This is a genomic window from Fluviicola sp. (assembly GCF_030151805.1).
GTDB lineage: Bacteria > Bacteroidota > Bacteroidia > Flavobacteriales_D > Crocinitomicaceae > Fluviicola.
Genome location: NZ_JASLCN010000267.1, coordinates 1 through 13,049, shown reverse-complemented (window position 1 = coordinate 13,049; position 13,049 = coordinate 1). Strand labels below are relative to the sequence as shown.

At 41.4% G+C, this 13,049-nt stretch carries 14 protein-coding genes and 1 tRNA gene; 5 read left to right on the top strand and 10 right to left on the bottom strand.

Translation table 11 applies throughout. The features are described 5' to 3' along the window. The first annotated feature begins 214 nt into the window (after window positions 1-214). On the top strand, window positions 215-1,051 hold the full coding sequence (locus tag Q1V93_RS10250; RefSeq protein WP_300664372.1) for a hypothetical protein: 837 nt from the start codon (window positions 215-217) through the stop codon (window positions 1,049-1,051). An 82-nt stretch (window positions 1,052-1,133) separates the two neighbouring features. Here Q1V93_RS10250 and Q1V93_RS10245 read toward each other — a convergent pair whose 3' ends face one another. The 5 genes from Q1V93_RS10245 to Q1V93_RS10225 all read right to left on the bottom strand — a co-directional run bounded on the left by Q1V93_RS10245 (window position 1,134) and on the right by Q1V93_RS10225 (window position 5,622). Beyond that, window positions 1,134-1,751: a hypothetical protein gene (locus tag Q1V93_RS10245; RefSeq protein WP_300664370.1), complete on the bottom strand. Its 618-nt coding sequence runs from the start codon at window positions 1,749-1,751 to the stop codon at window positions 1,134-1,136. Window positions 1,752-1,877: 126 nt separating this feature from the next. Continuing rightward, window positions 1,878-2,768 carry an SdiA-regulated domain-containing protein gene (locus Q1V93_RS10240; protein ID WP_300664368.1) on the bottom strand — a complete coding sequence of 297 codons (891 nt, stop codon included), beginning with the start codon at window positions 2,766-2,768 and terminating at the stop codon, window positions 1,878-1,880. Window positions 2,769-2,828: 60 nt separating this feature from the next. Continuing rightward, a complete protein-coding gene (locus tag Q1V93_RS10235) occupies window positions 2,829-3,200 on the bottom strand; it encodes a hypothetical protein (RefSeq protein ID WP_300664366.1) in 372 nt (123 codons plus the stop codon). Next, window positions 3,200-4,228 (bottom strand): glycosyltransferase family 2 protein, encoded by a 1,029-nt coding sequence (locus Q1V93_RS10230; protein ID WP_300664364.1) that lies wholly within the window; start codon window positions 4,226-4,228, stop codon window positions 3,200-3,202. The genes Q1V93_RS10235 and Q1V93_RS10230 overlap by 1 nt, the downstream gene beginning before the upstream one ends. Window positions 4,229-4,236: 8 nt before the next feature. Further along, complete coding sequence (locus Q1V93_RS10225; protein ID WP_300664362.1) at window positions 4,237-5,622, bottom strand: GWxTD domain-containing protein; 1,386 nt, start codon at window positions 5,620-5,622, stop codon at window positions 4,237-4,239. Window positions 5,623-5,868: 246 nt separating this feature from the next. Here Q1V93_RS10225 and Q1V93_RS10220 point away from each other — a divergent pair. From Q1V93_RS10220 to Q1V93_RS10205, 4 genes are all read left to right on the top strand, one after another. After that, window positions 5,869-5,953 (top strand) — tRNA-Ser (locus Q1V93_RS10220). A gap of 274 nt (window positions 5,954-6,227) precedes the next feature. Continuing rightward, on the top strand, window positions 6,228-8,765 hold the full coding sequence (locus Q1V93_RS10215) for a heavy metal translocating P-type ATPase (protein WP_300664374.1): 2,538 nt from the start codon (window positions 6,228-6,230) through the stop codon (window positions 8,763-8,765). Between the two features lie 371 nt (window positions 8,766-9,136). Then, window positions 9,137-9,685, top strand: coding sequence for a Crp/Fnr family transcriptional regulator (locus Q1V93_RS10210; RefSeq protein WP_300664360.1), 549 nt, complete (start codon window positions 9,137-9,139; stop codon window positions 9,683-9,685). A gap of 55 nt (window positions 9,686-9,740) precedes the next feature. Further along, window positions 9,741-10,298, top strand: coding sequence for a DinB family protein (locus Q1V93_RS10205; protein ID WP_300664358.1), 558 nt, complete (start codon window positions 9,741-9,743; stop codon window positions 10,296-10,298). A gap of 54 nt (window positions 10,299-10,352) precedes the next feature. Here Q1V93_RS10205 and Q1V93_RS10200 read toward each other — a convergent pair whose 3' ends face one another. From Q1V93_RS10200 to Q1V93_RS10180, 5 genes are all read right to left on the bottom strand, one after another. Next, window positions 10,353-10,859, bottom strand: coding sequence for a hypothetical protein (locus tag Q1V93_RS10200; protein WP_300664356.1), 507 nt, complete (start codon window positions 10,857-10,859; stop codon window positions 10,353-10,355). Window positions 10,860-10,991: 132 nt separating this feature from the next. After that, window positions 10,992-11,330 carry a tRNA-binding protein gene (locus Q1V93_RS10195; protein ID WP_300664354.1) on the bottom strand — a complete coding sequence of 113 codons (339 nt, stop codon included), beginning with the start codon at window positions 11,328-11,330 and terminating at the stop codon, window positions 10,992-10,994. A gap of 120 nt (window positions 11,331-11,450) precedes the next feature. Further along, window positions 11,451-12,041, bottom strand: coding sequence for a WG repeat-containing protein (locus Q1V93_RS10190; RefSeq protein ID WP_300664352.1), 591 nt, complete (start codon window positions 12,039-12,041; stop codon window positions 11,451-11,453). A gap of 74 nt (window positions 12,042-12,115) precedes the next feature. Beyond that, window positions 12,116-12,544, bottom strand: a complete 429-nt coding sequence (locus Q1V93_RS10185) for a hypothetical protein (RefSeq protein ID WP_300664350.1) — start codon at window positions 12,542-12,544, stop codon at window positions 12,116-12,118. Window positions 12,545-12,626: 82 nt separating this feature from the next. After that, on the bottom strand, window positions 12,627-13,049 hold a 423-nt coding region (locus Q1V93_RS10180; RefSeq protein WP_300664348.1), incomplete at its 5' end, for a S41 family peptidase.

The following is a 13,049-nucleotide window of genomic DNA, read 5'->3' as shown; positions in this document are numbered from 1 at the left end:
GAATGCATGGATTTACCGTGTAGACCCTGCTACGGGAACTGCTCAGCAAGGTGCAGTAATTTCAGGGAAATCAATCCAGTGCTTCTTTAAATACTGATCATTGGTAATTGATAGTAGGTTGAAAAGCTGCCGGGAAACCGGTGGCTTTCTTTTATCTCATAATTTAACATGGGGAGCAGAAAAGATTTCTAATTTTGCATTCAAAATCCGACAAATGAAATCTGTAACTCTCCTTCTTGCGATAGTTCTCGCTTTCCCCCTTTTTTCTCAGGATAAACTTGAGATTTGGAAGCCGAATAAAAAAGGTTCGTTTTACATCTATTGGGGATGGAACCGCGGAGCGTATACCAAGTCGGACATCACCTTTACAGGGAATTCCTATAATTTTAAATTGAACAATGTCATTGCCAATGACCGCCAGTCGATTTTCCGTGCGAATTTGTACCTGAATCCGGCTACCATGACCATTCCTCAGTACAACCTGCGTTTGGGCTATTATTTTAAGGACAAGTACGAAATCTCCATCGGTTCCGACCACATGAAATATGTGATGAAGAACTACCAGACGGTCAAAATGGACGGACATATTGAAAACTCAGGAACTCCTTACGACGGTGTTTACAACCACCAGGATATGTACCTGGATACTTCGTTTTTGTTGTTCGAACACACGGACGGATTGAACTACCTGAATGCAGAAGTTCGCCGCTCAGATGCGCTGATCAATGTGAAACATTTCAATTTGAGTGTAAACGAAGGAGTTGGTTTTGGCTTACTGGTTCCGAGAACCAATACCACTTTATTGGGGAATCCGCGCCACGATGAGTTTCATTTGGCAGGATATGGATTGAGCTTGGTAGGGGCATTGAAGTTAAGTTTCTTCAAGTACTTCTTTATTCAAAGCGAAGCAAAATACGGATTCATTCACATGCCGGATATCCGCACAACCCGAAATCCGGCCGACAAGGCAAAACAGCATTTCTTTTTCATGCAGTACAACATCGTGTTCGGAGCACAGTTTCAGTTAACGAACCGCGTGAAAAAGCATTAACGTTTTAATCTAAAAAGAGAAACCGCAGTTTATCGCTGCGGTTTTTTGATTTATTGAGAAGTAATCTTGAAAAACTGACGGATCATTTCCCGATCCCAATGTTGATACAGCTTATTGTTCCGGCTGTTGTCCCTGTGCTGAATCTCCAGAAATCAGTGCAGGAAAAGATGTTCCCGTAGCTGGTATCGTAATAAAAATATGAACCGGTAACCGAATAGTATTCCTCTATGATGGTAGTGGGAAGAGGAGGCATGCCTGAATTTGCTACCAGGATTACAAAATCTGAACTATTGGTTAGTACGGGATTGGCATACCACATATCAGATTTGTTGCATTGAAAAGATGCTATTCTGGTATAGGTTGGATAAATTCCCGTCATTCCTGTTTTTTTGTAAACAGCATAAAAAGAGGTCGCTGTATATGGTCCATTCGAACAATCTTTTACCTGCCATCGGATTCGGTTCTGATTGTATTGGGGAATAGTTGGGAACCGATCGCAGGCATAACCCAGAAGGCAGGCAACATCTACTTGCGTATTCGCGAATTTCGGTTCCGGACAGGCTTTCGTTTGAACAGGAGTTTTTTTTTCTTTTTGTTTCGAAATAACAGTGTCTCTGGTCTCTTTCTGACACGAATGGAAGCTGAATGCTCCGAATAGAAGGCCTCCCAGAGTTAGGGATAAAAAAAGTGATTTTCTCATACTAATGAATTTATGGTTGAATCCAAATTAGAGAAAGGTATCGATGACCAAAAGCCGGTTTGTATACTCGTAGTTTTATTTTGTATAAACGAATGCGAAGTGTGTATAAGTGTTTTTACAGATGGATCACTTCATTTTCTTCTCTGAAAAAAGTAAGATTTTCGGATTTCCTGCCTGACCTTCATTGGAAATGTACAGATCTCCGTTCGGCATCACAGCTATTCCTTCTGCCTTGTTGAATTTCAAGGGATCAAGCACTTCCAGGTGTTTGATCGCTCCTGTTTGATCGAATACGAACAAGTAATAATCCGAAGCACTCAGCACATAAAGCAATTTGGATTTGGGATGAATATAAATTCCTGAGAGTTGGAATTTGAGCGCCACATCCTGTTCATTCGGATTTTTCTTGCTGGGTTTGGTGGGAAGTTCGATGTTGTTTTTCTTCGCAAATTCCTTCATGATAGTTATATCATACACGTAAAGCGGTTCTTTCTGCAAGGTGTTGCTTTTAAGGTCAAAAGCATAAATCGTTCGTAAGTTTTTATACTCCGCTCCTTTGGCAATTTTACTTTTTGAGCCGATCAATAAGCGTTTGTTTGCTTTGTCATAGCACAATCCTTCATTATCCTTGTTCGGAATTCCGGTTTGAATGGAATCAACCTGGTGGCGATCTTTTTCGAAATTGTGAATCCGAAATAAAACACCGTCGCTGCGAAGAACATACAAGTCTTTTCCGGCCGGAGCAATTCCTTCATAATCTCCCGGTCCTGCGAAAACAATCTTCCGGATCACTTCCTGCTTTTTCAGATCGTAAATAAAAGCAATTCCTTCTTCATCCTGAATACAAACCAGTGTTTTTGAATCAATAATACTGATACCCGAAACCTCTCTCAATTCAGGAGGAAGAATGATAAGTTTGTCCTCTTGTTTCAAGTGATAGGGAATGTTGTCCTGGGCATCGGTAATATAAACCGCTCCGATAATAAATAAAAGACTGATTGCTACAATGCGTTTCATACCTTAAAATTAGAAAAGTACTTTATGGGCGAGCACGTATTTAAGATGTATTAACGAATGCTATTGACCGGAAGTCATTTCATGGTATAGCTTCGCGCTTCGGATTAATTCCCGAAGTTCTTTTTTCTTCAACAGCGTTTTGGAGATTTCCACGTACCGGGTTTTCTTTCCGGTTCCGGTCAATAAACCGTGCTTATTGGAAAGTTCTGCTCCTTTGCTGAAGGAAAGTTTGAGACCTTGCCGGGAGGGAAGCAATACGCACACCATGCCTTTGTAGCCGGGACCGTAACTGAATGCGAGCATTTTAGCGGGAATATCCAATTCCTGCTGACTGTCCGGTAATTCTTGTTCAAGTAAGAATTGAGTTGCGAGAAATAGTTCCTTAACGGTTTGTGAGTAGGCTCCGAGAAAGATTGCTAAAGAAGGGTTCATTACAAATCGAATTTCCGTTGGTTTAAGTCTTTGAATTTACTCACCTTTTGGATGTAAAGCGCCCATAAAATACTTCCCCTGTAAAAACGGATAGGAGCCTTCGTGTCGCGTTTTTTCCATTTTTTCCGTTCCCGGATACTGGATGGAAAATGCTTGTAGAAAGACATGTGCGCCCTGAAAACAGCCCAGAAATGCGGAAATTGACCTCGAAGTAAAAACACGAATGCAGCCAACGCATCAAAACAAAGTCTGCGGAAAAGAACATAGGTTAACCCGTTTCGCTGATTTTTATGGATCATCAACAGACTGTTCCTGAAATTCAAAAAAGTCTTTTTCGGATTCATGTAGTTCAAAGTACCTCCTCCTACATGATACACGACACTTTCCGGATTGACTTCAAAATAGAATCCCAATCGTTGGATTCGCCAGCATAGATCAATTTCTTCCATGTGTGCAAAGAATCGTTCATCCAAACCTCCGGTTTCCCAATACAAGTCCGCACGAATCATTAAACAGGCTCCTGTTGCCCAAAAAATCCGGGATGGATAATCATACTGACCTTCGTCTTTTTCCACGTGATCCATGATTCTCCCACGACAAAAAGGGTAGTGGTATTTATCAAGAAAACCTCCGGAAGCACCGGCATGTTCAAAATTGCCTTTGATCTTGAACGAATGAATCTTAGGCTGACAGCCCGCAACCTGCGGATTTTTCATTGTTTCAACCAGGGGGAAAAGCCAGTCTTTACTGACTTCTACGTCGCTGTTCAACAACATGTAATAATCAGCTTTTACCCGTTTTAAAGCATCATTATATCCTTTGGCAAAACCACCGTTCGATTCATTGACCACAATTTCCAGGTCTGGAAAATGCGTCTTTGTCCATGAAACGGAATCATCCGTTGAGGCATTGTCTGCCAGAACCACCCGAAAAGGTTTCGAGTACTCAATCACTTGTGGAAGAAACTGTTCTAAAAAGTGTTTACCATTCCAGTTGAGAATGACAACGGCGATGTCAGGATATTGCACAGATAGTTTTAGTCTTGTTTGTAATAATAGCCGCTATTTGTACCAAATTGACCGGATCCGGTAGAACTGTCAACACTTTGGCCGGAATTGTTTCGCTTAACCAGCATTTCCTGCCACTTGTAGTTTTGTTGTTCTCCAACCATATCGGAATGAAGCAGACGATAAGCGTTATTTACCAAATCCGGGTTGTAGAATACAAAACGTTTGTTGCTGAACGTTTTGATCTTGTAGTAATGCCAGATTTCGTAAGGATATTCGGAAGGGGAAGTTTCTCTTACAATAATGGTGTTCGGTTGCCCGTATTGCAGGTAAACACGTCCGCGATCAGTTTCAAACCCGCTTTGGAAATTGTTTCCGTAGTTTGCTTCAACCAGTATCACATTTCTTTTGTAAATCATCCATTGATTGTAAGCATCATTTCCGGCAGTCTGAATCCAGAATTGCTGAATATGCTTGCGACACAAATCAGGACTGTTTGCTTTCAATGTTTTAATGATTGATTTCACTTCTGCAGGTCTTGCAATCGGAATTAGACTTCCCAGGTAGTATTTCAGGGAATCATCCGTAAGAGAAGCCTGGAAAGCTGGGTTTAAGATGATGTCTTCTACATTTTCATCCTTGAGTTCAATGTCGTTGATGCGTTCAAAAAAGTAATCTGCGGGTTGTCCGATCGTTTTGCTGTTTTTATCAATAATTTCCAAAGTCAGGTGATAAGACCCGGAAGGCAGTTTGGAAATGTCCATATTTCTGAAAACGGGAACTACCGGACCGGGTTTGATCTTCGTGAAACGGGAGAAACCGGGCATAATTTGATTGGTTTGTGAAGAAACAACCTGTTGTCTTAAACCAAAGGTACTGTCCTGGATGAGATTGGTATTGTACAATTCCACATAATAAGGAATCCGCGTCATTGACTGGCTGTAAAAGTTTGAAATGCGGGGAATAATCTCATAACCACTTTTTTGGAAAGGAGATGCCAGATTACTGCTCGGTGTGGCAACTTCGGCAATCAAAATATCTGAAGTAGCTACTTTGGAAGTGATTTCATCAACATGAATATCCAGTTGTCCTTCCAGTGATTTTCCTTTTGAAAGAATATCCTTTAACGTCAAATGAGCGGTATAATTCCCGGGTTGAAGCGGAATGTGCAGGTTATCAAAAAAATCTTCTACGATTGAATCGCGCATTTTGGGACTTTCCAGCACAAAACCGTCAACATAAACAGTATCACCGCTCGGCTGGCTGGTAATAATCGTTGATACGGCAATCTTTGCCTGTAAAACGGAATCAACCGGAGCAAATTGAATGGTATAAGCGACGAATTGAAATTGCAAATCAATGTATGGACCCTGCTCTGGTGAATAATAGCTTTTATAATCAATAAAAGCTTTCATTTGATTTTTCTGTCCAAACGAATTTGAGACGAGAACAAATAATGGGATTATCACCAAACATAGTTTTTTCATAGTATAAATATGTAACGTAAAATTAATGAATTTGGCTGGGTTTATCGAAAATGATTCTTCAGAAATAAAAAATCATTGATTAAACGGTACTGATTTTCAGATAACAAGTAAATAACTTTTATTTTTTTTTCAATGAACACTTGCCAAAAAGGAAAATAGCACTACTTTTGTCGCGGAGAGTTGGCAGAGTGGTCGATTGCGGCGGTCTTGAAAACCGTTGTACCGAGAGGTACCGGGGGTTCGAATCCCTCACTCTCCGCAGGAAATTGAACCCGTTTCAGCACTGCTGAAACGGGTTTTTTCTTTGGGGTATGTTTGGGAAGAGATGCGACGTGTTCCCAAACAAAAAAACGGAAGTTTTCGCCGAAACGAAAAGATTCAACCGGATCGCCAATTCCCGCTTTGCTCAGTATTTTCAATCAATACCAAACAGGCTTTCTTGCAATCACTGTTGCCCGTGATACAATCCATTTTCAAATTGATGTGAAAAAATGCCGGATTCTGACTATCTTAGAATCTGACTCGATATCATGATGCAACACGTTTACACAATTACTGGCATGGACTGTGATGGCTGCCGGGAAAAAGTTGAAAAGGAGCTAAATGCTTTAACAGGTATTTCCGCTAAAGTGTCTCTTGATCCGCCAGGAGCGGTTATCTCAATGGAACACCATGTTCCCGTATCGGAATTGCAGGAAGCAGTATCCAGGGCGGGAAATTACACGATTGAAATGGAGCATTCCGGAGATAAAGCCGGGAATCGTCAGGAGCACATGCATGTGAAGACAGATGAGAAACACCATCATCAAAAGCAGTCGGCTGCTAAAATACCAACCGGGGAAGGAGTTTATTATTGCCCGATGCATTGCGAAGGAGATAAAACCTATCACAAACCCGGAAATTGTCCGGTTTGCGGGATGGATCTGGTGTTGCAGCCTTCCTTGCAAAAGAAGACCGGATTTACCTGTCCGATGCATCCTGAAATTATCCGGAATGAGTCGGGAGCTTGTCCAATTTGCGGGATGGAACTTGTACCGATAAATGGGGATGCGGAAGAAGAAAATAAAACCTATACGGATCTTTTAAAGAAATTCAAAATAGCGGTTATATTCACGCTTCCCATTTTTATGGTTTCGATGACCGAAATGATCCCGCACAACCCGTTGTTTCAGTGGATGCATTTGAAATACTGGAATTGGGTACAGTTCGTGCTTTCTCTCCCCGTTGTCTTTTATGCAACCTGGATGTTCTTTGAACGGGCCTGGAGATCCATCATGACCAGGAAACTGAACATGTTTACGCTTATTGGAATCGGAGCCGGTGTGTCATGGATTTTCAGTGTGCTTGCATTACTACTGCCCGGCATATTTCCTGATGAGTTTAAAACACACGCCGGAACAGTGTATGTTTATTTTGAAGCAGCGACGGTTATCCTCACCCTGGTGCTATTGGGGCAGTTATTGGAGGCAAGAGCTCACAGCAGAACGAACAGCGCTGTTCGGGAATTGCTGAAATTGGCTCCCAACAAAGCAACTATTATCAAAGACGGAAAGGAAGAAGTCGTAGACATAGATACTATTCGTGTAGGTGACTTGCTACGCGTGAAACCGGGAGAGAAAATTCCGGTCGACGGGAAGATCGAAGAAGGCGAGGCGGTTATTGATGAGTCAATGATTTCAGGAGAACCGCTTCCGGTGGAGAAAAGGAAAGGTGATCCGGTGAAAACCGGAACCATCAATAAAAACCGGACCTTTGTGATGGTTGCAGAAAAAGTCGGGGCAGAAACGCTGCTTTCACAAATAATCGAAATGGTCAATAATGCCAGCCGTTCCAAAGCACCAATTCAAAAACTGGCAGATAAAATTTCGGGATACTTTGTTCCGATTGTTGTGCTGATTGCTGTTGCGACCTTTATCGTTTGGGCTGTTTGGGGGCCGGAACCTTCGTATGTTTACGGATTTGTAAATGCGATAGCGGTATTGATTATCGCTTGTCCCTGTGCGTTGGGATTGGCCACACCAATGTCGGTTATGGTTGGCGTTGGTAAAGGAGCGAAATCGGGAGTACTGATAAAAAATGCCGAAGCGCTGGAAAAAATGAATGCGGTAGATGTGGTGGTTATTGATAAAACAGGAACCGTTACCGAAGGCAAACCATCTGTTGAGAAAGTGGGGGTTGTGGAAAACACGCTCACGGAAACAGCTGTTTTGGAACGCCTGGTGGCAATCAATAGTAGTAGTGAACATCCTTTGGCACAAGCGATTCTGCATTACGGAAAGGAAAAAGGGGTTGTGGTAAAGCCGGTGACAGATTTTGAGGCAGTTGCAGGGAAAGGAGTGAAGGCACGATTGAATAACGAAGATTTGGCTTTGGGAAACAGAACGCTGATGGAACAATTGAATTGTGTAATTGCTGCAGATTTGGAAACTCAGGTAATTGAGGCGCAAAAACAGGGGAAAACGGTTTCTTATTTGTCTGTGGGGAAAGAAGCGGTTGGTTTCGTTGTGATTTCCGATAAAATAAAGCCAACCAGTAAGGCTGCGATACAAAAATTACATGATAAAGGACTTCAGGTAATGATGTTAACAGGTGACAATGAAAATACGGCCAGAGTCGTAAGTGAAAACCTGGGATTGGATGGTTTTAAAGCGCAGATGTTGCCCGAAAACAAATTGCAGGAAGTACAAAAACTGCAACAGGAAGGAAAAAAAGTCGCAATGGCGGGTGATGGTATCAACGATGCTCCGGCATTGTCGCAGGCAGATATCGGTATCGCGATGGGAACAGGAACTGATGTCGCAATTGAAAGTGCGGATATTACCCTGGTTGAAGGAGATCTTATGGGGATTGCAAAAGCAAGATCGCTGAGTGAAGATGTCATGAAAAACATCAAACAGAACCTGTTTTTTGCTTTAGCATACAATGTGCTGGGAATTCCGGTTGCAGCAGGTATTTTATATCCGTTTACAGGATTACTGCTTTCACCGATGATTGCTGCGCTGGCTATGAGTTTCAGTTCAGTCTCCGTGATACTCAATTCACTCCGCTTAAGAAATAAAACATTGGCTTGAATTTTCTACCGCAAATGCACAAATTTCAGCTCGGCTACCGCGCTCGCTAACTGAATCATTCGCTATGTGTTCTATGTGCACTATGTGGTAAAAATCCCTTGAGTCCTTACAAAACATAGCGACTGTAAAGTCTGCTATCCTTCGTAGTAAAAAACAACACACAGCTTTCCTTCCCTCTTTGCGTTCTTCGTTACTTTGCGTTTAATTAAGTTTGGTTCTCAAGTTTAGTTCTTCTAAAAATCCTCTTGTCCTCCGTGCCTTTGTGGTAAAAATTCCCCGGCTCATCCAAAAAAAACTTGTGTCCTCCGTATAATCAATCAGATTCCGAACCTTTTCCTATCTTTAAAACATCCGGATAAAAGAATGGAAAAATGAAGCCTTCAGAGTTAATAGCCCTAATAGAGCAGCAGCAATTGATAGAGAAGACTGTTACGATTGAGCGAAACGAATTGCTGAAAACGGCAGGAACCACTGATACCAATATTTATTTTGTGGAAGAAGGAAGTCTGCGTGTTTTTGTCGTTGATAAACCGGACAGTCACCGGGAAGAAGAACGAAATATCCGCTTCGGTTACAAAAACAATATCCTCGTTTCACTTGATTCCTTTTTGACGGAAAAACCTTCCGAATTCATTATCCAGGCGATCAAAAAAACGAAGATGAAGATCATTCCCAAAGAACGTTTTATGCGTTTTCTCAATCAGGATGAAAATCATCTCCGGATTTGGGTAAAGATCATCGAAGACCTGGTGATCCAGCAAATCGAGCGGGAAAAGGACTTGTTAACCTCCTCTCCTAAAGAACGATTTGAACGCGTCTTGAAACGCAGTCCGCAATTGTTCCAGGAAATTCCGAACCGGCACATCGCCAATTATCTCCGGATGACCCCCGAAACCTTGTCGCGATTGAAAAAGTCTTGATTTGAATCAATGTTTTCTGGAATCAGATTCAGGAACTTTGTCGAAAAATAAGCACATGAAAATTTCAGCAGACACATTGATCACGGATTTGACAAATCGCACACAGCTTTGTCTTTCAAAAGCAGCGGCATTCAACGAATTGAGCGCAGAAACCCTGAATTTTAAGCGGGATGAACTCAGCTGGAGTGCCTTGGAATGTCTGGAGCATTTGAATTTATACGGGCGATTTTATCTTCCGGAAATTGCAAAAAGAATCCAACGTGCGGAATCCAAAAACAAGGAGTCGTTCAAAAGCGGCTGGCTCGGAAATTATTTTGCAAACAGCATGCTTCCCAAGGAAAAGCTCAACAAAATGAAGACTTTTAAAAATATGAATCCGTTGAACAGCCGCCTGGACAAAGAAAAGGTGATCCGGGAATTCATGCAGCAGCAGGAAGAAATTCTCCGTTTATTGAATCAAGCCCGGAAAATTGACCTGAATAAAACGAAAACAAATATCAGTATTTCCAAATGGATCAAATTGAAACTGGGAGATACGTTTCGCTTCGTGATCTTTCACAACCAACGGCATTTGGTACAGGCAGAAAAAGTGCTTAAAGGAATGGAGAATTGAAAATGTAAAATTGATAAGTACTTGCTTGAGCTTTAAAAGTGAGTTCATACTTTTTTAATTTGGTTGCGATTTGGTTGAATGGTTGGGAGTTTTGAAAAAATGATCAATCTGATTAAGAAGTAATTGAATATCCTTGTTCTGATTTTTAGTATTGTAAAAGACATTATTGATCGATTTATCATTGATCTCACCATTTTCAACCCGAAGTAAATAAGGAAATCCTTTTTTATCTTGAATACTGTATAGCGCATGTGAGATGTACTTTTTATTGAGATTGGTTATGGGGTCTTTTCCATTCAAATAAATAACTTCCACATCTTTGGGTAATTGGGGAAGAAGATTTATTTTGATGTAGCTATAACTATTTGTTCGGCTAGTGTAAACGAAGAATTTTTTCCCTTCAATAGATTGTAAATAGGCTTTATATTCTTTTTTAAACAAACGATTTTGAACGACGCTATAAATAATTAACGGTACAAAAACAGGTGAAAGGACAATTAATGCTCCTCCCATAAGGACAAATACAATAATCACGATAATTGCGATGAGAATGATTTCCATTATTGTTTAGGATGGTTTAATGAATCCAAATTGACTCAGTACTTTTCTTGGTGATGAGAACTACCAATTCGTATTCCGATAGCTATAAGAGCGCAATTCATAAATTCGTAATTCGGCATTCATCATTCGTAATTACCCAACCCGTGTTCCGTTTTTCACCGCCCTTTCCGGTTGCAAAAGTGTTACTTCCTTGTTATCTCCGATTCCGCCCAACACCAGGCATTCGCTCATCATATTGGCAATTTGTTTCGGAGGAAAATTAATGACTGCAACGATTTGTTTTCCGATCAGTTCTTCCGCCTGGTACAAAGCAGTGATCTGAGCAGATGTTTTACGGATTCCGAACTCTCCGAAATCGACGGTGATTTTGTACGCAGGATTGCGCACCTCTTTGAAAATTTCAGCGGAAATGATTGTTCCAACGCGCATTTCCACCTTCATGAATTCGTCCCAGGTAAGTGAATGGTTCATTTTTTTAATATTTATTTTTTCAGTTAATTGAAATGACTTGTGTCAATTGGTACACTCGACTCGTCCAAAAAGCCTTGTGTATTTGTGGTAAAATTCCCGCTCAGCTCATCCAAACTTGTTTTACTGTTTTACCTTCTTTCCGGTTTTATCAATGTAGAACCATTGGTCACTTTTCCAGGAGTGATGCTCCAGGTCATCTTTTACCGTTTCACAATTCAAGGCAACTTTTGCTTTCCCGTTTTTAAATGGATAGGCACAAGTGTATTTTGCTTCGACTACAACCTTTCCGGTGGGATCCGCATAACCGATCTTGCCGTTTCTCACAATTCGGAATAGCCCGTCATAGATGTAATCCGGACCATTGTCAAAGATGTAAGCCTCAAAGATGATTTCTTTGTTTCTGTTCACGGCAACCATTCCATGGTCTTTGAATCGCTCATCCGAAACGTACGCAAAATTGGTGAAGATATCACTGAAACAATTGTCAAATTCTCCGGCAGGAATCATTGTGTCACCGGCCTTGTTGACATATGCATAAGGCGCTCCGTATTCGAACTCTCCGTTGGAAGTGCAGTACAAAGTGTCCGATGAAGGAATGACGTCCGCATAGACTGTTTCCCCGGAATCTGAATTCGGAATGGTTTCTTGTTCCTCCGGTTGAGTGGTACAAGCTGCGGTAAGTAATAACAAATAAAAAAATGTGCGTTTCATAATTGTTGTTTTGGGTTTCGGGATGGATTGACAAAACTGATCCGAAGTTTTGTGTCCGAAACCAGCTCCTGAAATTACAAAAGTTCCTCTGATTCCTGCCCCAAAACGCTACAAATCCTCAATTCAATACTTGCCAAAGTCAAAATAATCAGGATTTCGAAAATAAAATAAGTGACTCCGATAGCGCTTAACTGATTCAAGAATTGAAGGAGGAATGCGCTTGTAAAGAGGCAATAAATCACATTCAAAACACCGATCAGAAAGAGCAGGCGCGGCCAATTTCTACGAGCAAAAAAATAACAGCATAAGGAGTAAACAGCAAAAATTAGGGCAACGAATGAAAGCGGAGTCAAAATGCATTTTGGCATTCCGAAGAATCGTTCAAAAGCTGTGAGTACAATGCCTAAAAAGAATGCAGAAACAGCAGCTCCGATTCCGTCGATCAGGAAAATGAGTTTGGGTTTTGCTGCTAATCGCTTTGTAAGCTTTCCGAATAAAAACATCTTTCTGCAAATCGTTAAAAAAAATCCCCGGTCATTGAGCGAAGTCGAAATGCCGGGGATTGTTCATGTTTTGATCATTCTGTTATCTGCCAAGTAAAACGTCGACTGCTTTCTTCAATTGAGCGTCTTCGCCTTTCAGCATGGTGTTGTAATCGTTTGCTACTTTGTAATCAGGCTCGCACTGGTTGTTTTCGTAGTATTTTCCATCCATGGTCATCACTCCGACCTGTGGAATTCCGAATACCAAAGAGTTGTCCTGCAGATTTTCCCACCAAACGGCAGTTCCTGTTCCAGGTACCGGCATTCCGATCAGTTTCCCGATTCCCAATGTTTTGTAAACAACCGGGAACATGTGCGCATCGGAGTAGTTTCCTTCTCCCATTAGCACACAACTCGGCTTGGTCCATTTGGAACCCGGTTCCAAACCAATTTTCTGACCTCTCGGCACGAAATTGATGTATTGTTTTCCCGAAAGGAATGTTGCCAAATCATCGTGTAACCAACC